Below are 23,836 nucleotides of genomic sequence, written 5' to 3'. Positions count from 1 at the left end.
GAATTATCGATTCATTGGCATAAACTGCAATTTCGAGGCCAGATCGCCGCGCTTACCCTCTTGGCAACAAACAAGCAAAGAGGGGTTTCTCCATGACATTGGAAGCAAGCATGCCCGCGCCGTCATCGCCGGAGCGTCGTCTGGCCAAGGACTCGGTGGGGCTTGCCCATATCGTGTTCTTCGTCGTTGCCGCGGCCGCGCCTCTCACGGCCGTCGTCGGCGCTTCACCGGCCGCCTTTGCCTTTGGCAATGGCGCAGGCGTTCCCGGCGCTTTCGTGCTCGCCGGCCTGCTTTACCTGCTCTTCTCGGTCGGCTTCACCGCCATGAGCCGGCATGTGGGCGGGGCGGGGGCCTTCTACACCTATATCACCCATGGCATCGGTAAGCCGGCCGGGGTGGGTGGCGCCTTCATGGCGCTGGTCACCTATAGCGCGGTTCAGATCGCCATCTATGGGCTGTTCGGCTTCTTCGTGGCCAACGCCATAGCGCCGCTTGGGCTGGTCCTGCCGTGGTGGGCCTGGGCCTTCGCGGCACTCGTCGTCGTGCTGGTCTGCGGTCAACGCAACATCGCCTTCTCAGGCGCGATCCTTGGCGTCTGCATGATCGCCGAAATCGCCATATTGCTGGTTCTCGATCTTGCCATCGTCTTTTCAGGCGGCGGACCAGAAGGCATCACCTTTTCCTCCTTCGCTCCATCGTCGGTCTTTACATCAGGTATTGGTGTGGCGCTGGTCTTCGTCATCGGTTCCTTCATCGGCTTCGAAGCGACGGCCATTTTCGGCGAGGAAGCCGAAAATCCGGAAAAGACCATCCCCCGCGCCACCTATGTTGCGGTGCTGCTCATCACCCTGTTCTACGCCTTCTCCACCTGGGCCATCGTGCAATTCTACGGTCCGGGCAATGTGCAGGCCTCCGCTGCCGCCGGCCTCGACAGTTTCTACTTCGTTGCCGCCAATTCCGTGCTCGGCGCATGGTCGAGCCAGGTGATGAACGTGCTGCTGATCACCAGCCTGTTTGCCTGCATCCTTTCCTTCCACAATACGCTCAACCGCTATTTCTTCGCCCTTGGCCGGGAAGGGCTGGCCGTCAAGGTGCTTGGCAAGGTTCACGCCAAGCATGGCTCACCCTATGCCGCAGGCCTGTTGCAAAGTCTGATCGCGGCCGTCGTTCTTGCCCTGTTCGTCATCTTCGGCGCCGATCCCTACACCGTCGTGTTCTCGTGGATGGCGGCGCTTGCAGGGATCGGTATCCTGCTGGTGCAGGTGCTGGTCTCCGTCGCGATCGTCATGTTCTTCCGCAAGACGCCGAACAGCTACAGCGCCTGGACCACGATGATCGCTCCGGCGCTGGCGCTGCTCGGCCTGATGGGTTCGCTGGTGCTGGTCAGTTCCAATCTTTCCCTGCTTTCCGGCAGCGAAAGCCCGATCGTCAAGGCTTTCCCCTATGCGATGGTACTGGTGGGCATTCTCGGTGCGCTTTTTGCGATCCAGGTCAAGAAGGCCAAGCCCGCTCTCTATGCCTCACTCGGAAAGGTCTTCGAATGAGTGCCATTGCCGAACTTGCACCCTTCGATCGCTTTTTGGCTCTCGCGAGCGCGATCCTTACCGGCGCGACTTTGCTGGTTGCCGTTGAGGCGCACGTCTTCTGCTCGGTGTTTTGCATTCACGCAGAGGCAATGACGATCGAGACGCAGATCTGCTCCGGTCGATCCTGATCACCGCACAGCTTGCGACGCGCGATGGTGCGTCGTCTTTCCGGAAGCCAAGAGGCCCAAAATCAACGAGGCCCAAATCAAAGAGGTATGTCCATGGACGCCGTTGTCGCAGTCACCCATCCGCTCGATCCCCTGAGCCTGGCCGAGATCGCTTCTGCCGTTGCCATCCTCAAGGATAAGCAGAAACTCGCAGCCACCTTCCGCTTTCCGATAACCCGGCTGGAGGAGCCGACCAAGACGGATCTTGCCACTTATCGCTTGGGCAACAGTCTGCCGCGTCTCGCCTTCATCCTGGCCATGGATATCAGCAACGGCGAGACCTTCGAGGGCATCGTCGATCTGACCGCCGGCAAAGTGTCCTCCTATACAAGACTGCCTCTTGGCGAGCTGCCTTATGGCCAGCCGCCGGTCATGCTGTGCGAATTCGAAACCGTTGAGGGCACCGTCAAATCCGATCCGCGCTGGATCGCTGCCGTCAAGAAGCGGGGCATCACCGACGAGGATATTCCGCTCATCCAGATCGATCCTTTTTCCTCCGGCTATTTTGGCCGCGAATTCGAGAAGGGAAAGCGCATCGTCCGCGCCGTGTCCTATTGGCGCGAGGATATCCGCGACAACGGCTATGCGCATCCGATCGAGGGTGTGGTGGCGGTGGTCGACCTGATCACCAACCGAGTGGTCGATCTCGTCGACGATGAAAAGATCATTCCGGTTCCACGGAAGAAGCGCAATTATGGCCGCGAAACCTTGCCGGAACTCCGACCCGATCTCAAGCCGCTGCATATCGTTCAGCCGCAAGGGCCGAGCTTTGCTGTCGACGGCTGGAAAGTCGAATGGCAGAACTGGAGTTTCCGTGTCGGTTTCACCCCGCGCGAAGGCCTCGTTCTGCATGAACTCGGCATCAGGGATCAGGGCAGGCTGCGGCCTGTCGTCTTTCGCGCCAGCGTCACCGAAATGGTCGTTCCCTATGCCGATCCGACTGCGAACCATTATTGGAAGAGCGCTTTCGATGCCGGCGAATATGGCCTCGGGCGCCTGGCCAATTGCCTCGAACTCGGCTGCGACTGCCTCGGCCATATTCACTATTTCGACGTGCCGGCGGCCGATGATTTCGGCCAACCTTTCATCATGAAGAACGCTATCTGCATGCATGAGGAGGATTACGGAATCCTCTGGAAGCATTACGAATTTCGCAACGGTATTTTCGAAGTGCGCCGCTCCCGCCGCCTCGTCATCTCCTTCTTCGCAACCGTCGGCAATTATGATTACGGCTTCTACTGGTATCTCTACCAGGACGGCACGATCCAGCTCGAAGCCAAGCTTACCGGCATCATCCAGACGGCGGCAGTCGCGACCGGCGAAACCTATCCGTGGGGCGGCATGGTCGATGACAATCTCGGCGGTCCGACCCACCAGCATTTCTTCAATGCGCGCCTGCATATGGATGTCGATGGCGGTGGTAACACTGTGACCGAGCATGAGTTCGTGCCGCGTCCCTGGGGTGAGGACAATCCCTATGGCAATGTCTTCGATACCAGGACTCGCGTGTTGAAGCGCGAACTCGATTCGCCTGCACTCGCCAATGGCGAGACCGGCCGCTACTGGAAAGTCTCCAACCCCAACATGCAGAACAGCGTCGGCAAAACGCCGGGCTACAAGATCATCGTCATGCCGTCACCGGTCATGCTTGCCCAGCCGGATTCGACCGTTGCCCAGCGCGGCGGCTTCGCCAAGAAACACATCTGGGTCACGGCCTTCGATGCCAGGGAGAAATATGCGAGCGGCGATTATCCGAACGTGCATGCCGGCGGCGACGGCCTGCCGGGTTATGTCAAGCAGAACCGCGAAATCGAGAATGCCGATATCGTGCTCTGGCATTGCTTCGGCCATACCCACGTCTGCAAGCCCGAGGATTTTCCGATCATGCCGGTGGAATATGCAGGCTTCACACTGAAACCGAACGGCTTTTTCGCATCCAACATCGCCATGGACCTGCCGCCTGGTGGAAACGAGGAGAGTGTCGACAATCGCCTGCAGCCTTCACCCGATGACAGCGGGCACGATTCCTGCTGTCACACCTAGAGTATGGCACTGGCCTGCGACTGACGTCTTCCCGACGAGGCGATGACCCGGTAGAGTTGCCGAATGTGCGCCCGATCATCCCATCCGGAGGCTTCGTATGGCTGAGGTCTTGTTATTCCACCACGCACAGGGGCTGACCCCGGGTGTGTGTGCGTTCGCCGACGCTTTGAGGGCTGCCGGCCACGTCGTGCACACGCCTGATCTGTTCGACGGTCGCACATTCCCAAGCATCGAGCAGGGGCTCGCCTATATCGGTGAGATCGGATTTGACGACCTCAGGGAGCGCGGCGTCCGCCTCGCCGATGAACTCCCGGTCGAGCTCGTCTATGCCGGGTTCTCCTTCGGTGTCCTGCCGGCGCAGAAGCTGGTGCAGACACGGCGTGGCGCCCGCGGGGCGCTGCTCTTTTATTCCTGTCTGCCGATCAGCGGCGAGTGGTCCTTTGGGCCTTGGCCGGACGGTGTCCCAGTCCAGATTCACGGTATGGACAATGACCCGATTTTCACAGGCGAGGGCGACATCGACGCCGCCCGCGAGATTGTGGAAAAGGTCGAGAAGGCGGAGCTTTTCCTCTATCCCGGCGATCAGCACTACTTCGCCGACAGCTCGCTTCCATCCTATGACGCGGATGCGACTGCGCTTCTCATCAACCGAGTGCGTAGGTTCCTGGACTCCTTGGACACGTCTGGATGAGACCGGAGGGGAGGGATATGGCTGAGCACAGCAGTCCGCCACAGCCATCCTCGCCACTTGCCATCGAAGCAAAATCTGCCTTATAAAAATTCCGTCGAAAGAGTGCTGGTCGGATGGTAGCCCGGCCGCCGCCCATCGGGCGGCAACTCCTCCTTTCAGGGTAACCGCGACACCGCAGCCGGCTTGCCGGTCTCGTAGGTGTGTCCGCCGGGAACTCTGACATCTTCGTCGGCGCACCTTCATGTCAACATAGAAGGACGTTCGACTTGAAACTGACGGACAACACCATTCTCATCACCGGCGGCGCAAGCGGCATCGGGCTGGCGCTCGCTAAGCAACTTTCCGAACGGAAAAATCGCGTCATCATCTGCGGCAGGAGCAGGGAGGCGCTGGACACGGCGCAGGCGGCCGTTCCTGCTCTGATAACGCGGGTCTGCGACGTCACCGATCTCGACAATCGTGACAGCCTGTCGGGCTGGCTGGAAAACAACCATCCCGACCTCAACATGCTGATCAACAATGCCGGGGTGCAGTACGTCAGGCATTTCGACGATGATCAGGCCGTGGCCGATCTCGACCAGGAGATAGCCATCAACCTTGCCGCGCCGATCCAACTGATCGGCGAGCTGCTGCCGATGCTGAAGCGGCAACCCAGCGCCGTCATCGTCAACGTCACCTCGGGACTGGCGTTTACGCCGAAGGCCGACATTCCCGTCTATTGTGCGACCAAGGCCGCCCTCCATTCCTTCACGCTGTCGCTTCGCCACCAGTTGAAGGCGACGGGCGTGCGGGTGGTCGAGATGATCCCGCCGATGGTCGACACGAACCTTGGCGGCGGCGTCCGCGCCGGGGGTGCCGAGCGGCAATACATGATGTCGCCGGAGGAATTCGCCACGGACGCACTTGCCCAGTTGGAGAATGACCAGGACGAACTGCTGGTCGGCACCGCCGTCCACACGCGCAAGCATGGCGAAGCGATGTTCGAGCGGTTGAACGGCGGCTGGTAGGCTGAATGTCGGGGCCGATCCTCTGGTCGGCCCCGCTCCGGCCATCAAAAATCCCAGCCTAAAACGCGTCCTAAAACACGATGGAGGTCGCGCCGAGTGAGGATCTCGGCAATGATGGCATCTATTCGTCACTCCGATCCCACCAGGCCATGCTGTTCATTCCGCTTCCCTTCGTCGTTGCTCTTCTGCTGCTGGTCCTTTTCGTTACCGTGCTCAAGCGCGACGAGGAGGCGGCGCCGAACCGGCCATTTCTGGCACTGATCCTCCTGAGCGTCTTGCTGTCCATCCTCTCCGGCTTGCGCTGGGGCTACGGAGTGAAGGCGGTGGGTATGATCGCGCCTGTCATCGCGGCGATGGTGCCGCCGCTTGCCTATGCCGGAGTATCCAGGCTGGTGCGGACGAGCCGCCGGTCGCTGTCGCAGCGGATTGCGCTGCATGCAGCGCCGGCCGTCGTCATCCTCTTATTGATCACCTTCCGGCGGGAGGCGATCGATATCGCGCTGGTGCTTGTTTTCATCGGGTATGCCTTGGCCATCCTGCTTCTGATGCGGCCGGGCGCGGATGCGCTTCGGCTTGCGCCCTTTGAGGGGGCGGTGCCGGCCTATCGGGCGATCATCTTCGCGGCGGTGGCGCTGTGCCTGTCGGCGGCAGTCGATATTTTCGTGTTTCTCGACTTCACTTGGGCACATGGCGAGCATGCGGTGACGCTAATCAGCGTCAGCAATCTCGCCGTCCTCGTCATCCTCGGCATTGCGGCGGCGGCGGCCAGCCGAAGCCGGGCGCCGGCCGAGACGGTGGAGACGGGGTTGAAGTCCGAAACGACCGAGGACAAGGAGACCATCGCCACGGTCGATGCGCTGATGGAAGCAAGAAAACTCTATCGCGACGCCAATCTCAATCTCGACCGGCTGGCTCGCAAGGCGGGCATTCCCGCGCGCCAGATCTCGGCGGCGATCAACCGGGCGATGGACAAGAACGTTTCGCAATATGTCAATGATTACAGGATCGGCGATGCCTGCCGGCTGCTTGCCGGCACCGAAAAATCGGTGACCGAGGTGATGTTCGAGGTGGGCTTCCAGACGAAATCCAACTTCAACCGCGAATTCCGCCGGGTTACGGATATGACACCGCTTGCCTGGCGGCAGAGGAAGGGTGGGGTGGGAGGCTCTCCGGCCTCGTCCTGAGATACGCCACGTACACAATCGCGATCGAGGACTGCCGGAAACGTGTTCGAGGTCGCGGTTTTGCAGCCGGCGACCATTCTGTCGGCATGAACACGACATCAGAACATGACCGAAACCTTGCCGCCAAGCTGAGATCGCTTTCGATCGAACCCGCGGCCTTCAAGACAGAGCCGCCGGAGCGTGAAGCCCGGCGGCGCGTGATGCCACTTGCTATGCTTGCGCTTGCCGCGACGGCATCGCTCGCGGTGGTTCTTTTCTCTCGGCCCGAGATGCTGCAGCGCATCGAAACGGTGCTTGCAGGCCTCGCGGTTCAGCGCGGGGCGACGACACCAATAGGCGGAACGCAAGGGCCTGCCGAGGGTGCCGCTGCCGAGCGGATGCGGGCTGTTGCTGACGCACCGGCGGTTCGGGCCTTGCCGGCCCGGGAGGTCACCGGCTCCGGCTATGTCGTGGCGCCCGATGCCGCGACCGTCTTTTCCAAATATGAAGGCCGGATCGTCGCCGTCGAGGTCGAGGCGGGTGACAGGGTCGCGGCGGGGCAGGTGCTGGTGCGGCTCGACGATGCAGGCGCCCGCTTTGCGCTTCGGGGGGCCGAGATCGCCCGGCAGGCGGCGGCACTGGCGCTTGATGCAAAGAATATCGATCTCGCGCAGGCGCGGTCTTCCCTGACGCGCATCGAGCGGCTGGCCCGGCGCGATGCCATGTCGGCGCAGACGCTGGAGGAGGCAAGGACGGCTTTCGACACTGCCGAGAATGCTGCCCTGCAGGCACGGCAGAATGTGGCCAAGGCGGATCTCGATATCGACAGGGCGCGCGAGCAGGTGGAGGCGCTGACCGTCCGGGCGCCGATATCGGGCACCGTCACGCGGCTTACCGCGCATGCCGGCGACACCGTGCTGTCGCGCGAGGACAGCGTGCGGGAGAATGAAAGCCTGCTTGTGATTACCGACACGGCAAACATGGCCATTGATGCCGATGTGGCGGAGACCAACATCGCGCAGATGCGGCCAGGCCTATCCGGTGAGGCGGTCCTCGACGGCTTTCCGGATCGGCCCTTTGCGGTCGTAGTGTCGAAGATCGCGCCCATGATTTCGCGGGAGAAGGGAACGGTGACGCTTCGCCTGTCGCTGTCTTCGTCGCCGCCGGGCATGCGCCCTGCGATGGCCGCGCGCATCCGCCTTGTGGTGGATGAGTCAACAGCTTCCGGTCCGCAGGCGGGCGGAGCTGCGACCGTTCGGCCGCAGGCCGCGGATATCACAGATCATCAGCAAGGAGCAGAGCGATGAACGATAAGCAAGAACCCTATATCGCGCTTCGCGGCGTCCAGAAGGCATTCAGGATCGGTGCGGAGACGATCCCGATCTTTTCCGGGCTCGACCTTTCCATTGCGCGCGGCGATTTCGTCGCCGTCATGGGACCATCGGGCTCGGGGAAATCGACGCTGCTCAACATGTTGGGCGGCCTCGACAGCCCTGATGCCGGGGAGATCAGGATCGGCCGCAGTCATCTCGAACAGATGGGTGAGGGCGCCAGAGCCGCATGGCGGGCGCATGGCATGGGCATCGTCTTCCAGTTCTACAATCTGCTGCCGATGCTGAATGCGAGCGAGAATATCGAGCTGCCGCTGCTTTTGAAGCCGCTCGGGCGAAAGGAGCGGCGCGCCCGCGTCGAGACCGTCATGGATCTCGTCGGGCTTGCGGGCCGGCAGCGGCAGTTTCCGTCGAGCATGTCCGGCGGGCAGCAGCAGCGCGTCGGCATTGCGCGCGCCATCGTCGGTGATCCCGACCTTCTGCTCTGCGATGAACCGACCGGCGATCTCGACCGGAAATCGGCCAACGATATCCTGGAGATGCTGGGCTTTCTCAATCGTGAGCTTCAGAAGACGATCATCATGGTCACGCATGATCCCGAGGCCGCCGCCTTTGCCCGGCGCACATTGCATCTCAACAAGGGCGAATTCGTCGAGCAGCAAGGGAGGGGCCAATGACTTTCTTCCAGCTCATGCGGCGCAATGCCTGGCGCAAGCGGCTGAGGGCGACACTGCTGATGTTCTCGGTCGGCGTCGCCTTCCTGATTTACGCCCTGACCGCCAGCTTCCTCGGCGGCAGCCAAGGGGCGGCGGGCGCCAGCGACAACCTGCTCGGCGTCTTCAACAAGTCGGGCCGTGGGTTGCCGCTGCCGCTCGCCTATCTCAACCGGATCGCTGCGGACGCTGATGTCGCCGCCGTTGCCTATACCGCGCGGATGCGCGGGTTCGTCGAGGTCGAGAAGAATATCGTGATGACCAGCGCGGTCGATCCGCGCGCGATCGCCGCTGCCAATGGCGATGAGCTTGGACTGACGCCTGATCTGATCGCAGCACTCGAAGAGGGCCGTGACCGGGTGCTCGTCGGCAAAGCGTTGGCGGAGGCTCAGGGTTGGTCGGTCGGCCAGCGCATCGGCGTCACCAGCCAGTTGATGAGGGCCGACGGCAGCCGCGACTGGCGCTTCGTGATATCAGGCATCTTCGAGGGAGCTAATGCCAGCACCGACACCTATTTCATGCTGGCCCGTTACGACACGATCAATGAGGCCCGGGCGCGAGACAAGGATACGGTCGACACCTTCGTGGTGCGCCCGCGCGAGGGAGTATCATCCGGCGTGCTGGCGGCGCGGATCGATGCGCTGTTTACCAATTCGGCGGCACAGACGCGGACGCAATCGGAAAAGCAGTTCCTCGAAGGCTTCCTGCGGCAGTTCGCCGATGTCGGCCTGATTGTCGGCCTCGTCGTCGGCGCGGCTTTCGTGACCATCCTGATGATCACGGTGAACACCATGCTCTTTGCCGTGAGGGAACGCAGCTTCGAGATCGGCGTGATGAAGGTGTTGGGCTTTTCCCAAGGCCGGATCATGACGCTGGTGCTCGGCGAGACGCTGTTCATCTTTGCCGCCGGTGGGGCGGCCGGGCTCTTTCTTGCCAAGCTTGCGACACTGTTGATCGGGCCTGAATTCGGCCTCGTCTTCAGTCTGTCGGTGCTGTCGAAATCCCTCGCCATCATTGCGGGTCTCGGCCTCCTGACTGGGCTGCTGCCCGCCTGGAACGCCATGCGCCTGCCCATCGTCAATGCCATCAGATCGAGATAGTCCAATGTCATCAGTGCTCAAGCAGACCTTTCTCATGATCAGAATCAACCTCGGCAGCCTGCCGCGGCGGCTCTGGATCTCGCTGTCGATGGTGCTCTCGGTCGCTCTCGTGGTGGCGGTGCTCGCAGGATTTCTCGCCATGGCGCGGGGATTTGAAGCCGCGCTTGCCGGCGCCGGCTCGCCTGGCATCGCCGTCATTCTCGGCGGCGGGACCAACCAGGAGATCGGCTCTGACGTACCTGCCGAGGCGATCCGCAGCCTTGCCGCCATGACCGGTGATATCGGCGTGGTGCGGGATGGCGCGGGCGGGCTGGCGCTGTCGCGCGAGATCGTCGTTCCCGTCGATGTCGTCAGGCAAGGTGACGGCGTGGAGCAGACGCTGTCGCTGAGAGGCATGGACCCGCTGGGGCCCGGCTTGCGCGATCGTGCGGCGCTTTCGCAGGGGCGGCTGTTTTCCCAGGGCGCCCGCGAAATCGTCGTCGGCGCCCGTATCGCCGACGAATTCTCCGGCTTTGCGGTCGGCGACAGGGTGCGGCTCGGCCCGGTCGAATGGACTGTCGTGGGGCATTTCACCTCCGGCGGCAGCGCCTTCGAATCCGAGATCTGGGCGGATCTGGAGGCGGTGCAATCGGCTTTCGACCGGCAGGGGCAGGTGCAGAGCCTGCGCGTGCGCCTCGACGGGCGAGGCGATCCCGCTCTTCCGCTGACGACGTTGCGCGCGCGCCTTTCTGCGGTTCCCGGCGCCCCACTTACCTCAGTCTCCGAAGCCGATCTCTATGCCGGGCAGGCGGAGCGTACCGAGAGCCTCATTCGCCTGTTCGGCTGGCCGATTGCGCTATTAATGGCGGTCGGTGCCACGGCTGGGGCGCTGAACACGATGATGAGTTCGGTTTCCGACCGCACCGTCGAGATCGCCACGCTGCGCATGATCGGCTTCGCCCGCGTGCCGGCCTTCGCTGCGACCTGGGTCGAGGCGGTGCTGCTGTCGTCGGTGGGCGCGGTCGTCGGCATCCTCGCCTCGCGGCTCGCCTTCGACGGCTGGCGGGCAAGCACAATGGGCGCCAACAATACCAAGATGGCCTTCCAGCTCGACGTCACCAGCGACGTCGTCCTCACCGCGGGCCTGCTGGGACTTGCGATCGGGATTGTCGGCGGAGCCTTGCCGGCGCTGGCGGCGACGCGGCTGCCGTTGAGGGCGGCTTTGCAGGCGAGGGGGTGAGGAGCGAATACGCTGCGCGTAAGCGAAGCCACGAATCGCATGTTAAACAGCTTGAGCTAACATAAGTCCCGCGCAGCAGGTCCCCGATTTATTCGCCTCGAAGTCGTTGTTTTCCAGGCCGAAGTTGCAGCTTTCGGCCATCTATGCGGCGCCCAGGCCATTGCCTGTGGAATACGGCCCGTGAACCGGCCAGTTGCCCCATTGACAACATCTTATCGCCTTCTTGCCGTGGACGGTTGCCCCCCGCCGCGCTCGATCGGCCGATCCCGGTCGATCTTCGTGGCGACTTAGCGATCCGACGAACAGGGCAACATTGGCGATATGACAATCTACTATGTGAACTCAGCGACTGGCTCCGACCGCAACAACGGAACGGGCCAGAACTCGGCTTTTGCGACTTTGTCCAAAGTGGAATCCTTGAAACTGAAACCGGGCGACAGCGTGCTTCTTGCCAAGGGGAGCGTGTTCAACGAGCAGTTTGATATCAAATATTCCGGCACCGAAAGCGCGCCGATCAAGATCGGCAGTTACGGGACGGGGGCAGCGCCCGTCATCCACAGCGGCGGCGACGGCATTCACAGTCTCTATGCCTCGAACATCGTCATCGAGAACCTCAAAATATCGAATACCGGGACCGCCGGCATTTATGGCGGCAGTGTCACGAACTGGACGGTCCGCAATGTCGAGATCGCCAAGACAGGCATGTCGGAAAATGCCGGCGCCGTCACCTTCCGGAGCAGCACGAACGTCACGGTCGAAGACAGCAAGATAACGGCCGTCAAGGGCGACGGCTTCTGGATCGAAAAGGTCGCCGGCGTCAAGCTTCTCGACAACACCGTGACCAGCGCGAACGGCTCGACCGCCGATGCCGTGCAGGTGAACGACAGCAGCAATATTCTGATCAAGGGCAACCATCTTGATCAGACGAACGCCGATAGCCCCAAGGGCGTGATCGCGCTGGTGCGGGCCACCGATGCCGTGATCGAGGACAATGTTCTCACCGGCGGCGGCTTCGGCATCAGCGCGCCGGCCGGCAAGAATGTCGCCATTCGCGACAACGACATATCGGGATTTCACGGTTACAGCTGGTCCTTCGGCGTCGGCCTCGGCGATCAGGGCAATGCGCGGGACTATGATATTTCAGGCAACCACATTCATGACGGCGCGTGGGGCGTTGCCATCAGCGACGCCAGCGGCACCAGCTATACCCGCACGAATATCAAGGTGCACGACAATGTCTTCGACGACCTCTCGCAGGCGGCGCTGAAGGTCGACAGGCCGGCTTCCGGCTCCTTCACCAACAATACGATCGAGACCGGCACCACCGCCACCGCCATATCTCCTTCCATCGTCGACGCACACACCTTCACCGTCAGCAACAACCATACGGTCGCCAATGTCGAAACGGTGCTGGCGAGCCCGGTTGCCAAGACTGCCGCAGTCACGGAGGCGTCCGCGGATCCGGCTGTTGCCGCCGTCCATGACAATTTGAAGATCTTCAGCGATACGGGCGAGGCCCATCGCGGCAATCTTCTCGAAAACGACAGCTCTGACAACGACACCCTGGTTCTGCGCCGCTTCGGCGACGAAAGCGTCGGCAAGCACGGTCTGACACTGATTGGCGACTACGGCGTCATCCACGTGGACCGGGAAGGCAACTATGCCTACACGCTCGATGAAACGAAGCTTCCCGACCATGACGGCCATGTGAGCGAGTCCTTCAGCTACGGGATCAACGACGGAAACTCGCACCACACCGACGGCGATACGCTGACCGTCTACATCCATATGGATAACTTGCTGGGCTGAGGGTGCGAGGCTGCAATGACACAAGGAGAAATCCCGGAAAGTTTCCGGGATTTCATAAGCAGCCGTCAGCCCCCGTGCGGGGCGCGGACGCGTTTTTTCAAGCTCAACCGTAAGTTTTTCCCGGCTGTTCGTTGCCACGGGATCGGATTCAGACAACGACGGAACGGGCACAACCTTCGCCGCAGCTGCAACCCGGTCGTGCATCGGCGGAGGCAGCGCCTTCCAGGATGCGGACCTCGTCCTTGCCCGCGGAACGTCGCGGTGTCTCATAATGAACCGCAGCTGCATTCAAATGCACCGGAAAGCCTGCAAAAGGGTGTTCACTGTCAGCTCCGGTGACCATTGGTCGCGAGCTGCGATACGGTTCATTCACCTTTCGGTCGTTGTTCTGTAGATTATTTTCTTATAAGTTGTAGCCTTTAATATACCGCCACCGCCAGGCGTTTCTCGGGACCAAGGCAGGCCGCCCACAGGGTCTGCCAACCGCCGTGAAGGCAATATCGAAGGCCCTCTTGATGGCCTTTAACCCCGACCGCATCCGATCCACGCGTTGCAGCCGATGCAGACGGCTGCGCGGCAATTCGAGAACAAGGCGATATGGCAATCTATTATGTGAATCCAGCGATAGGCTCCAACGGCAACAATGGAACGAGCGTGGACACGCCGTTTGCATCGTTCTGGGCGGTGGAAAACTTGAAGCTGCAGCCGGGCGACAGCGTGCTGCTCGCCGCCGGAAGCGTGTTCAACGACCAACTCGACCTGAAATATTCCGGCACCGCTAGCGCCCCGATCACCATCGGCAGCTATGGGGTCGGCGACGCGCCGGTTATCCATAGCCCCGGCGACGGCATTCACAGCCTCTATGCGTCGAATATCGTCATCGAGAACCTCAAGATCTCCGAGACAGCAGGCGCGGCCATCTATGGCGGCTATGTTTCGAACTGGACCGTCCGCAATGTCGAGGTGGAAAATACCGGAAGCTCCACCAAGTCCGGCTCCGTCACGTTCAGGACCGGCTCGAACATCACCATCGAAAACAGCACGATCACCGGCGTGAACGGTGACGGCGTCTGGATCGAGAAGGTCAACGGCGTCAATTTTCTCAACAACACCGTCACCAACGCCCACGGCACCGCGGCAGATGCCGTACAGATGAACGACAGCAGCAATATCGTGATCAGCGGCAATTACCTCGACCAGACGGGCGCCGCGACGCCGAAGGGCGTCATTGCGCTCATCCGGCCGGTGAATGCCGTGGTCGAGGATAATACGCTGATTGGTGGCGGCTTCGGGATCAGCGCCCAAGCGGGCACGAATATCGCCATCCACGACAATGATATTTCAGGCTATGGCGGGTACAGCTGGTCCTATGCCATCGGTCTCGGGGACCAGGGCAATACGCGGGACTACGATATCTCAGGCAACTATATCCATGACGGCGTATGGGGCGTGGCGGTCAGCTCTGCCGGCACCACCAGTTACGTTCGCGAAGGTATCGAGATCTACGGCAATGTCTTCGACGACCTGTCGCAGGCGGCGCTGAAGGTCGACAGGCCTGCATCCGGCTCTTTTCATGACAATGTCATCGCCAGCGATGTCACGCCCTACAGCATATCCCCGGCCATCATCGCCGCGAACACCTTTCCGGTCAGCAACAACACGACGCTCGAAGAGGCCCAGCTTGCGATTCTTGATAGTCACGTTGCGGGAGATGCAACGCATGCGGATGCAACCCCGACGATCGTCGCAACCCATGACAGCCTGAAAATCTCGGCCGACGCGGACGCCCATCATGGCAATCTCCTCGAAAATGACAGCTCGGCCAATGGGATCCTGCTGCTTCGCCGCTTTGACGGCGAGTTGGTCAACAAGAACGGTCTGACGCTGACCGGCCAATACGGCACCATCCATGTCGACGATCATGGTGACTATAGCTACACGGTCGACGCGACGAAGCTTGCCGGGCTTAGCGGTGAGGTGAGCGAGACTTTTTACTATAAGATCTCCGACGGGGCCGCGCACCATTTCGACACGGATACGCTGAGCATCTCCATCCATGTGGATGACTTGCTGAGCTGAGAGGAATGTGGGCAGCAAACGGCGCCTTGCCCGGTCCGAGGCGCGGCGATGGAGGAGGAGAGCGCATGTCTCAGCGGTCGCTGAACAGGATCCTGGTGACGTCGATTTCGATTTCCGCGCAGATGATCTCGTATTCGGTGACGATTGCGGGATCGGCGGAGATTTCCCTGCGCATGCGGTCAAGGACGGCGCAGGCCTCGCCATAGGCGCCGCACAATTCATAAAGATGGGGGCGGCTCGCCGCGGCTGCTCTGATGGTTGCCCGCGTCGCGGGCAGCCTCATCATCAGCCTGGCCAGCCCTTGTTCGGCGGCTTGCCGGGGAATGTGTGCTATGCCTTCTTTCCTGACCATGCCATCACCCCTCGCTGCCTTCGTTTGCCTGTCCTGAGGGGTAGTACGCAGGAATGCTGCATCTGGTTTCATGCCGGATGCAGGATTAGTGCGCGCCGCTCCGATTCCTTCACGGGAAAATTGGTTATTGCATCGTGGTATCGGGGCGCAAGAATCCGACAGCCGGTCCTACCAGCGCAGAAGGCGACGACTGAAGAGGGCGCCGATTGCGCCTGTTAACAGGATGCCGAGCGAATACCAGAGGACGACGAAGGGCAGGCCGTTTTCGGTGCAGAACCAGGAATAGACCCAGGCGCCGGATGCGCCTGCTGCAATGCCGGCGATGAAGCCGGTGACCCCAAGCTTGCTAGGCGCGGCGCCGCGTAGAACCCATGTATTGGCGATCAGGATGGGCATGGCAAAGGCAAGGATCAGCAGCGGGCAATGCAGGGCGGAGGAGCCGAGCACCAGCACGGGATAGCTTGATGCCGGCGACAAAGCGAGCTGGATGACCGCCATGGCGGCCAGAGCCAGCACGATTGCCGCGCCAATGCCGAAAAAGTGGCCTTCCGAGCCATCCGGCCGGGAGAGGCGGTAAACGGCGGCGAAGGCGGCGATTGCGAGCAGGGCATTATAGCCGGATTTGATCCAGAAAACCGGCAGCGTCAGCGCCTGCGCCATGTCGGTGCGAAGGCCGACGACAACAAGCATCAGCAGCAGCGAGACTGCCAAAGCAGGCAGGACGGCGAGCACGAAACGGCGTTCCAGCGCATGTCTCGGCACCGGCTGCAGATCTCTGACAAGGATGTCGATCACGTCCTCAGTTTCTCTCACGTCCCACCTCGCAATCTTGCCGCCAGCGCCTTGATGCCTCTGTGAACACCGACCTTGACCGCCGATTCCGACTGTCCGGTGCGGCTTGCCGTATCGGCCACCGACTGCCCTTCGAGCTTGACCTGACGGATCAGTTCCTGCTGGTGCTGCGGCAGGCCGTTCAACAGCCGCTCGACATCCATGCGCGCTGCAATCGCATCCTCCCTGAAGTCGCCTTCGATCTCCTCGTTAAGCTCCATTTCCGACTTGTAGCGACCGCCATGTTTTCGGTGATGGTCGATCAGCTTGTAGCGGGCAATCGAGAAGAACCACGCGGTAAACGGCCGCTCCCTGTCATAGGTCGCCCGGCGCGCATGCAGCGCCAGCAACGTCTCCTGCACGAGATCTTCCGTGTCGGACTTCGCCGCGGTGCCAATACGCCCGCCGTAGTAGCCGACGAGCAGGGGTCGCAACGTGCCGAGCAGACGCCGATAGGCAGCCTCGTCCCCGTCGAGGGACAGAAGCATCAGCATCTTCAGGGCTTGTTCCGAATGGGCGTTCGTCATGTCGTCTGCAATGTCATTCGCGTGGATGACGCTTTGGTTACAGGCGGATTCAAAAATCTCCTGACGGGCCAGCGCTATCACATAAGCGTGAGGCTGTAACTGCCTTCGCAAGAAGATCGAATTCAGCACTGTGAGCCGTCGGCGGGTGCCGCGGACACATCAATCGATCCGAGGAGACCCTCATGACCAAGATCCTTTCCACCCTTGCCGCCTGCACCTTCGTTATCGGCCTGTCGCTTGCCGGCGCCGCCAGCGCTCAAAGCAGCGATGCCATGAAGAAAGACAGCATGAAGACCGACGCGATGTCTAAGGACGCCATGTCGAAGGATACGATGTCGAAGGACGCGATGAAGCAGGACAACATGGCGACCGGCAGCACCAAGGCCGACTGCATGCACAATGCCGGCATGGAGAAGGACTCTATGAAGAAGGACACGATGATGAAGGCCTGCGACGCGATGAAGTAATAGTGGATCGCGGCCGCTGAAACTATTTTGCCCGCGGCCGCGTCTTTTCGAGAAGACCTTTCAAGTCGATCCGGAGGACCTACGATGGCCACGACCGATGCCGGCATGGCGAGCGGACGAACGCTCTTCTACCGCCATGGCCTGCTGGTGCGCCTGTCGCACTGGGTAAACGTGCTGTGCATGACGGTGCTGCTGTTCAGCGGCCTGCAGATATTCAACGCCCACCCGGCGCTCTATTGGGGCCAGTATGGCGCTGATGACGATCCGTCCTTCATTTCCATGGAAGCGGAGCAGGAAGGCGATGCGTTGAAAGGGGTGACACGCCTGGGCGGATTGACCTTCGACACGACGGGCGTTCTCGGGGTTTCGAATGTCGACGGCGAGGCTTCTGTGCAAGGTTTTCCGAGTTGGCTGACCATGCCGAGCTACCGGGACCTGGCGACGGGCCGGCGCTGGCATTTCTTCTTTGCCTGGCTGTTCGTCATCAACGGCTTCATCTATCTCGCCTATGGTCTTATCAGCCGGCATTTCCGCCGCGATTTGTTGCCGGCGCCCCAGGAGCTGAAGCCTTCGCATCTCGGTCATGAGATCGTCAATCACGCCCGGCTGCGCTTTCCCAAGGGGCCTGAGGCACGCCACTACAACACGCTGCAGAAACTCGCCTATATCGCGGTGATCTTCGTGCTGCTGCCGCTGATGGTTGGAACCGGTCTCACCATGTCGCCGGGCTTCAATGCGGTCGCGCCCTGGCTGCTCGATCTGTTCGGTGGCCGGCAATCGGCGCGGACGCTGCATTTTCTGACTGCTTTCTCGCTTGTCGCCTTCGTCGCGGTGCATGTGGCGATGGTGCTGGTCTCGGGCGTGTTCAACAATCTGCGCTCGATGATCACCGGCTATTACGACGTCGGCCAGGGAGGGAAATCATGAGCCGCATCATTACCAGACGCCGCTTCCTGATCGGCGCGACCATGACGGCGTCGGCGCTGGGGCTTGCCGGCTGCGATGCGCTCGGCGAAAGCGATCGGACGAAATCGGTGCTCAAGATCGCCGAAGGCCTCAGTATGAAGACCCAGCGCTTCCTGCTCGGCGACGACGCACTCGCCCGCGAGTTCACGGAAGCCGATATCTCACCGACCTTCCGCACCAACGGCACGAGCATGCCCGACAATGCCCGCTATATCGAGTGGATGAACCAGCGGTTTTCAAGCTGGCGGCTCGAGGTCGGCGGGCTGGTCGACAAGCCGATGCAACTGTCGCTGGCGGAGTTGAAAGCCCTGCCGGCCCGTACACAGATCACCAGGCACGACTGCGTCGAGGGCTGGAGCGCCATCGGCAAATGGACCGGCGTGCCGCTCGGCGCGCTGCTACAGGCAGCCGGTCTGAAACCCGAAGCCCGCTACATTGTGTTCCACTGCGCCGACGAATACGAAAAGACGCTCGACGGCAGCGGCTGGTATTACGAAAGCATCGATCTCGTCGACGCGTTTCATCCCCAGACCATCCTCGCCCACACCATGAACGGCCGCGATCTCGAAGTCGCCCACGGCGCGCCGCTCCGGCTCCGGGTCGAGCGCCAGCTCGGCTACAAGCAGGCAAAATACCTGACCGGCATCGAAGCCGTCGCCGATCTCGGCCAGCTTTACGGCGGCAATGGCGGCTTCTGGGAAGATCGCGGTTATGAATGGTATGCGGGCATATAGGCGGGGTGCCCACCGACAAGGGTGCCGGAAGCGCCGCCGCTGCCTCGCTTAGGCAGAGAGGCCGATCGTGATGGTGGCGGAGAGCACGCCGCCATCGAGCTTCTCGAAATCGAATATGTGATCGGCGGCGTCCTCAGGGATGATGCCGTCGTCGTCATTGCGCGTATCGCGGGCCGGGCGTCCAATATAGTCCGGATGCTCGCCATAGATGATGTCGCTCAGCGCATCGTCGAAATAGATCTGGCTGACGAGAAGCTCCTTGCCGTCGACGAGGATTCGGCAATGAACATGGGGTGTGCGGCCCTGGTACCATCCGGGATAGGCCGTCAGGAAGCCTGCCTGCCCCTGTGCATCCGTCAGCTGGCGACCGCGAAAGGCAAGCCCGCTGATCGCCTCGGCATCGCCAAGTGTACACATCTTCGCAGCCTCGCGGCCGGAATAGATGCCGCGGTGATCCGTATGCCAGATTTCGATATCGGCATTCTCGACCGGCCGGCAATCGGCTGCATGGACGATCCGGACGGCCAACCGCAAGGGCAGTCCAACCTTTCCTTCCGAGACGTCCTGACGGACGGGAATATTGTTGACGTGGCAGGGGCCAAGAGTCTGAGCTGATGTCACGACGCAATTGGGACTGCTGCGGAAGAGCGGGACGGGTAGCTTTTCCAAGGCGACCGATTTGGTGCCGCCGCTCAGGAAATCCGTTCCCTTCCAGTCGAATGTCCTGGCGGCGACCGTGATATGCCGCCGGGGCCAGATCGCTACCGCCGCGACGGACGATGCAACGATCGCCGCACCTCCAAGCACAAGGGTCCGTCTCTTCATATATCGTCCTTTGCCTCAAGACTCCGGGTGTAAGGAGGATGCGCAGGAAATTCCAATTGAATCCCGGCAATGATCGACGGCAAGCGATCATCGACATCAAATGCCTGCCGTGCAGGGCAAACCTTGCCAATGTGGCCGTCAACTCCGGTGACGCCAGGGGTCACGTCTATGTCTCGATCGCGTGGTTGACCGGCTCGGGCTATGCCGACAAGCTTTATGGCAGTACCGACTCCAACCAGCTATGGCACAAGGCGGACATTATCGCCGGTCGCCTCTGGGGCGAAGCGGTTTTCCCGGTTCGGCGGCTTTACAGCGCGGTGCGTCTTTTCAGACGCGCGAGGTCGCTGTAACTCTTTGCGTCAGGCATGCGACATCCGTTGCTGAGCAGGGGCAGAGGCAGATGGAACCAACCCACTTATTCGAGCTCGTTATCGTGATGTTTCTCGCGATCATCGCGCTGCATTATGCCGCCCACAAGCTCGGGCTGCCGCCGTCCGTCGCGCTGTTGACCGGTGGCGCCTTGCTGGCCTTTGCGCCGGGACTGCCGGCGATATCGGTCGACCCCGGACTGGTGCTGGTCATCTTCCTGCCGCCGCTGTTGATGGACGGCGCCTGGTCGATCGCGCTCGCGCGGTTGCGGCGTCATGTGATCGGCATCGCTTCACTTGCCGTCGGTGCGGTGCTCTTTACCTGCGCCGTCGTCGCCGTCGTCGCCCATCTCCTCTTTCCCTCACTTCCCTGGGCTGCCTGCGCGGCACTCGGCGCGATCGTCGCGCCGCCGGACGCGGTTTCGGCGCGCGCCGTACTGGAGCGCGTCAGGCTGCCGCGGCGGCTTCAGATTCTGCTCGAAGGCGAGAGCTTGCTCAACGATGCGAGTGGCCTGGTTCTTTTCCGTTTTGCCGTTGCCGCCGCTGCAACCGGAGCCTTCAGCACGGGGGAGGTGATCGGCAATTTCTTCGTGCTGGCGCTCGGCGGCGCCATCGTCGGCATCGTTGTGGGAACGGCGTGGTTCAAACTCGTCCGGCGTCTCGGCGACGAATATCTCATCATTGCAGCCTCGGTGCTGCTCGGCTGGATTGCCTATCTGCTCGGAGAGCAGCTGCATGTTTCCGGCGTCATCGCCACCGTTACCGCGGGGCTGATCATGAGCTGGCACCAGCACACAGTGCTTTCAGCCGCAATGCGCATGCGCGGTACCTCGTTCTGGACGGTGATGATCTTCCTGATGGAAGCTGCGGTGTTCATCTTGATCGGGCTGTCGCTCAGGGATGTCGTCGAACGCGGCGGCGGTTTTACCACTGTGATCGCGACAATGGGACTGCCGATGCTGGCGATCCTCGTCACGCTCGTGATCGCGCGTTTTGCCTGGGTCTTCGCCTCCGATTTCGTTCTCAGGTTCTGTGCTGTCCTGGGGTTCACGCGCGCCCGACCGCTCGGCGCCGGTGGTGCGACGGTTCTGAGCTGGGCGGGCGTGCGCGGGGTGGTCACGCTTGCCCTGGCGCTGAGCCTGCCCGAAGGGTTCGCAGGTCGTGACTTCATCCTCGTCACATCGTTCGCCGTCATTCTCGGAACCGTGCTCATACAGGGCACGACATTGGGGCGGGTGATCGCCTGGGCGCGGCTGGTGGAGCCGGATTCGGAAAGAGCGCGCCTGACGATGAGCCAGGCCGAAGCCGCCATGGCCCAGGCGCAGTTCGGGACCGTCCAGGGCCTGGCATATGACGCCGAGGGGAAACTCATCCATCCGCAATTGCTGGAGCGCTACCAGCGCCGGGCGACGTCGATCGTCGACTATGCCGAGAGAACCGAGCACTACATACCGGTGCTGCATGCGCATTTCGACGTCATTCTCGAAGCGGTTGCAACGGGACGCCGGGAACTCATCCGCCTCCATCGCGCCGGCGAGATCGATGACGAGACGTTGCGGGAGCTGGAACGGGATCTCGATCTTGAGGAATTGAGCGCGATCTCGGCCAAGGCATGATTTCGCGCCTCACGCCGTGACGCTTGCGACGGAAGCCACTCGTGCCTCGCTTCCATCTCTCCTATCCCAGCCGCGACTCCCCCGCCTCGGCATCATGCTCTAAATGGCAATCTGCTCACCGAGTTCGACGACACGGTTGGACGGCAGGTTGAAATAGTCGGAGGGGTCGATCGCCAAGCCCTCCAGCGCCATGAATATGCGCTCCTGCCAACCGGGCAGCCCGGTGTTCGGCGTTCTGACGAGGTTCCTGCGACCGAGATAGAAGGAGGTCTTCATGATTTCGAACTTGAAGCCGCCCTCACGGCAGAGCGCCAGTGCCCGGGTGACGTCGGGGTCGTCCATGAAGCCGAAGGTGATATCGAGACGTACGAAGCGCGGCGAGAGCTGGCTGAGCTTGATGCGCCTGTTGTCGGGGACGTAAGGTTCGTCTTCGGTCCAGACGGTCAGGATAACGTTCTGTTCATGGAGCACGTGGTTGTGCTTGAGATTGTGGAGCAGAACATTCGGCGTGCGATCCGGGACGCTGGTCAGGAAGACGGCCGTTCCTGGAACGGTGACCGGCGAATGGTCCGACTTTCGCTCGATCGACCGGATGAAGGAATCGAGCGGTATCTCGTTGTTGGCCCGCAGTCGCTTCAGATAGGCCTGTCCTCGGGTCCATGTCCACATCAGGATCATGATCGCCAGCGCAAGGGCGACCGGAACCCAGCCGCCATCATGGATCTTAAGCAGGTTGGCCGCCAGGAACATGACTTCGATGAAGAAGAGCGGCAGCAGCAGGAGGGCGGCAACCACGAGGGAGTAGCCCCAGACGGCCCGAAGGAACTGGAAGACCAGCATGGTCGAGATGACCATGGTTCCGGTCACCGAGATGCCATAGGCCGTCGCCAACGACTCGGAATCGCCGAAGGAAAAGATCAGCATCAAGACGCCGACCAGCAGCAGAAGATTGACGCTCGGCACGTAGATCTGGCCGGTGTTGGTCTCCGATGTGAACTTGATGCGCAGCCTCGGCAGGAAGCCGAGGTGAACCGCCGAGCGGGCCAGTGAAAATGCGCCTGTTATCACCGCCTGGCTGGCGATGATCGTGGCCATCGTCGCCAGCAGAACCACCGGCAGCAAGGCCCAATCGGGATACATCAGAAAGAACGGATTGGTGGCCGCGTGGGGATGGGCGAGAACCAGCGCGCCCTGGCCGAGATAGTTCAAGAGCAATGCCGGAAAGACGAGCACGAACCACGCCATCTGGATCGGGCGGCGCCCGAAATGCCCGAGATCAGCATAGAGCGCCTCGGCGCCCGTCACCGTCAGAAAGACGGCGCCAAGCACAATGAGGCCGACAGTGCCGGCATGGGCGAGGAACGACAGCGCGTTGATTGGATTGAGCGCTTCGAGAATCCTCCAGTCGTCGCCGATATGGATCAGGCCGCCCGCTGCCATGGCCAGAAACCACAAGACCGTGATCGGCCCGAAAAACATCGAGACGGCGGCCGTTCCCCGGGATTGGACGGCAAAGAGGATGATCATGATCGCGGCCGACGCGAGCGGGACGTATTCGGCAAAGGCCGGCGTGACCAGCTTCAGGCCTTCGAGCGCCGACATGACGGACAGGGCCGGCGTGATCATCGCATCGCCGATGAAGAGCGCCGCTCCGATCAGGCCCGCGAAGAAGAGCACCGGCACGTTTCGCCCCATCTTCTTCATCAGCAGGGCGAGAAGCGAAAGCGTGCCGCCTTCACCGTCATTGTCCGCCCTGAGAAGGAAGAGCACATATTTGAAGGTCACGATGACCGTCAGCGTCCAGATCATCAGCGAAATGAGACCGATGACCTCGGCCTCGTGTACGCCATCGGCGGCAAAAGGCCTCAGCGCCTCACGAAGGGCATAGAGCGGGCTGGTACCGATATCGCCATAGACGACGCCGATCGCGCCGACGACCAGTCCGGCAAAGCCCTTCCGGCCGGCACCTTCACCCGTATTGTCTATATGCGTCGACGCCATGGTTCCCCGCTTATGCCCCTTGCCTATGAACACAAACATATGCCGCATTGCAGAACGGCAAGTAAATTGATGCGTGTGCGAATTTTTTGTGAGGGGCGGCGACGTGAGCGGGAGAGAGGTGGGGGCGCACGATCGGCTTGGACTTCGGCGGTCGCCTCTTGCGATTGCGCAGTCGCATGGTAATAAGGATCCATGACCTGCACCCTGAACCTTTCGAGCTTCTATTATACGCTGCTCCCAT

At 61.5% G+C, this 23,836-nt stretch carries 22 protein-coding genes; 17 read left to right on the top strand and 5 right to left on the bottom strand.

Annotated features, from left to right (window positions below; genetic code table 11):
• Window positions 1–92: 92 nt before the first annotated feature.
• From FHT79_RS05935 to FHT79_RS05880, 12 genes are all read left to right on the top strand, one after another.
• The gene (locus FHT79_RS05935; protein ID WP_183903057.1) at window positions 93–1,544 is read left to right on the top strand and encodes an APC family permease; all 1,452 of its coding nucleotides are present in this window, start codon (window positions 93–95) and stop codon (window positions 1,542–1,544) included.
• A complete protein-coding gene (locus FHT79_RS05930; protein ID WP_183903056.1) occupies window positions 1,541–1,714 on the top strand; it encodes a hypothetical protein in 174 nt (57 codons plus the stop codon). The genes FHT79_RS05935 and FHT79_RS05930 overlap by 4 nt, the downstream gene beginning before the upstream one ends.
• A 93-nt stretch (window positions 1,715–1,807) precedes the next feature.
• On the top strand, window positions 1,808–3,796 hold the full coding sequence (locus FHT79_RS05925; RefSeq protein WP_183903055.1) for a primary-amine oxidase: 1,989 nt from the start codon (window positions 1,808–1,810) through the stop codon (window positions 3,794–3,796).
• Between the two features lie 97 nt (window positions 3,797–3,893).
• Entirely contained in the window at window positions 3,894–4,487 is a 594-nt protein-coding gene (locus FHT79_RS05920) for a dienelactone hydrolase family protein (RefSeq protein WP_183903054.1), read from the top strand.
• 266 nt (window positions 4,488–4,753) lie between these two features.
• Complete coding sequence (locus FHT79_RS05915) at window positions 4,754–5,494, top strand: SDR family oxidoreductase (protein ID WP_183903053.1); 741 nt, start codon at window positions 4,754–4,756, stop codon at window positions 5,492–5,494.
• Window positions 5,495–5,574: 80 nt separating this feature from the next.
• Complete coding sequence (locus tag FHT79_RS05910) at window positions 5,575–6,678, top strand: AraC family transcriptional regulator (protein WP_183903052.1); 1,104 nt, start codon at window positions 5,575–5,577, stop codon at window positions 6,676–6,678.
• Between the two features lie 86 nt (window positions 6,679–6,764).
• Window positions 6,765–7,964 carry an efflux RND transporter periplasmic adaptor subunit gene (locus FHT79_RS05905; RefSeq protein ID WP_246713935.1) on the top strand — a complete coding sequence of 400 codons (1,200 nt, stop codon included), beginning with the start codon at window positions 6,765–6,767 and terminating at the stop codon, window positions 7,962–7,964.
• Window positions 7,961–8,665 carry an ABC transporter ATP-binding protein gene (locus FHT79_RS05900; RefSeq protein WP_168333158.1) on the top strand — a complete coding sequence of 235 codons (705 nt, stop codon included), beginning with the start codon at window positions 7,961–7,963 and terminating at the stop codon, window positions 8,663–8,665. The genes FHT79_RS05905 and FHT79_RS05900 overlap by 4 nt, the downstream gene beginning before the upstream one ends.
• Window positions 8,662–9,801, top strand: a complete 1,140-nt coding sequence (locus FHT79_RS05895) for an FtsX-like permease family protein (RefSeq protein WP_183903051.1) — start codon at window positions 8,662–8,664, stop codon at window positions 9,799–9,801. The genes FHT79_RS05900 and FHT79_RS05895 overlap by 4 nt, the downstream gene beginning before the upstream one ends.
• 4 nt (window positions 9,802–9,805) lie before the next feature.
• Window positions 9,806–11,020: an ABC transporter permease gene (locus FHT79_RS05890; RefSeq protein ID WP_183903050.1), complete on the top strand. Its 1,215-nt coding sequence runs from the start codon at window positions 9,806–9,808 to the stop codon at window positions 11,018–11,020.
• 321 nt (window positions 11,021–11,341) lie between these two features.
• Entirely contained in the window at window positions 11,342–12,829 is a 1,488-nt protein-coding gene (locus FHT79_RS05885) for a right-handed parallel beta-helix repeat-containing protein (protein WP_183903049.1), read from the top strand.
• A gap of 597 nt (window positions 12,830–13,426) precedes the next feature.
• The gene (locus FHT79_RS05880; RefSeq protein WP_047610545.1) at window positions 13,427–14,908 is read left to right on the top strand and encodes a right-handed parallel beta-helix repeat-containing protein; all 1,482 of its coding nucleotides are present in this window, start codon (window positions 13,427–13,429) and stop codon (window positions 14,906–14,908) included.
• A gap of 70 nt (window positions 14,909–14,978) precedes the next feature.
• Here FHT79_RS05880 and FHT79_RS05875 read toward each other — a convergent pair whose 3' ends face one another.
• From FHT79_RS05875 to FHT79_RS05865, 3 genes are all read right to left on the bottom strand, one after another.
• Window positions 14,979–15,260, bottom strand: coding sequence for a hypothetical protein (locus FHT79_RS05875; RefSeq protein ID WP_047610543.1), 282 nt, complete (start codon window positions 15,258–15,260; stop codon window positions 14,979–14,981).
• A gap of 168 nt (window positions 15,261–15,428) precedes the next feature.
• Window positions 15,429–16,073 carry an NrsF family protein gene (locus FHT79_RS05870; RefSeq protein ID WP_168333153.1) on the bottom strand — a complete coding sequence of 215 codons (645 nt, stop codon included), beginning with the start codon at window positions 16,071–16,073 and terminating at the stop codon, window positions 15,429–15,431.
• Entirely contained in the window at window positions 16,070–16,618 is a 549-nt protein-coding gene (locus FHT79_RS05865; protein ID WP_047610540.1) for a sigma-70 family RNA polymerase sigma factor, read from the bottom strand. Before FHT79_RS05865 ends, FHT79_RS05870 begins: the two co-directional genes overlap by 4 nt.
• Window positions 16,619–16,800: 182 nt before the next feature.
• On the opposite strand from FHT79_RS05865, the gene FHT79_RS05860 reads away from it, so the two are divergent.
• From FHT79_RS05860 to FHT79_RS05850, 3 genes are all read left to right on the top strand, one after another.
• Entirely contained in the window at window positions 16,801–17,085 is a 285-nt protein-coding gene (locus FHT79_RS05860) for a pentapeptide MXKDX repeat protein (RefSeq protein WP_047610538.1), read from the top strand.
• 84 nt (window positions 17,086–17,169) lie between these two features.
• Window positions 17,170–18,012, top strand: a complete 843-nt coding sequence (locus FHT79_RS05855) for a cytochrome b/b6 domain-containing protein (RefSeq protein WP_183903048.1) — start codon at window positions 17,170–17,172, stop codon at window positions 18,010–18,012.
• Complete coding sequence (locus FHT79_RS05850; RefSeq protein ID WP_183903047.1) at window positions 18,009–18,785, top strand: molybdopterin-binding protein; 777 nt, start codon at window positions 18,009–18,011, stop codon at window positions 18,783–18,785. Before FHT79_RS05855 ends, FHT79_RS05850 begins: the two co-directional genes overlap by 4 nt.
• Before the next feature lie 48 nt (window positions 18,786–18,833).
• On the opposite strand, the gene FHT79_RS05845 is transcribed toward FHT79_RS05850, so the two are convergent.
• Window positions 18,834–19,610: a protocatechuate 3,4-dioxygenase gene (locus FHT79_RS05845; protein ID WP_183903046.1), complete on the bottom strand. Its 777-nt coding sequence runs from the start codon at window positions 19,608–19,610 to the stop codon at window positions 18,834–18,836.
• A gap of 56 nt (window positions 19,611–19,666) precedes the next feature.
• Between FHT79_RS05845 and FHT79_RS05840 the strand changes: the two genes are divergently transcribed.
• Together FHT79_RS05840 and FHT79_RS05835 are read left to right on the top strand one after the other, a co-directional pair.
• The gene (locus FHT79_RS05840) at window positions 19,667–19,960 is read left to right on the top strand and encodes a hypothetical protein (protein WP_183903045.1); all 294 of its coding nucleotides are present in this window, start codon (window positions 19,667–19,669) and stop codon (window positions 19,958–19,960) included.
• Between the two features lie 50 nt (window positions 19,961–20,010).
• The gene (locus FHT79_RS05835) at window positions 20,011–21,594 is read left to right on the top strand and encodes a Na+/H+ antiporter (RefSeq protein ID WP_183903044.1); all 1,584 of its coding nucleotides are present in this window, start codon (window positions 20,011–20,013) and stop codon (window positions 21,592–21,594) included.
• Between the two features lie 99 nt (window positions 21,595–21,693).
• Here the strand turns inward: FHT79_RS05835 and FHT79_RS05830 are convergent, their stop codons facing one another.
• Window positions 21,694–23,595, bottom strand: a complete 1,902-nt coding sequence (locus tag FHT79_RS05830; RefSeq protein WP_028827843.1) for a potassium transporter Kup — start codon at window positions 23,593–23,595, stop codon at window positions 21,694–21,696.
• Between the last annotated feature and the right edge of the window lie 241 nt (window positions 23,596–23,836).

Source organism: Rhizobium sp. BK212 (genome assembly GCF_014197475.1).
Classification (GTDB): domain Bacteria; phylum Pseudomonadota; class Alphaproteobacteria; order Rhizobiales; family Rhizobiaceae; genus Rhizobium; species Rhizobium anhuiense.
This window is presented reverse-complemented; position numbering and strand designations above follow the sequence as displayed.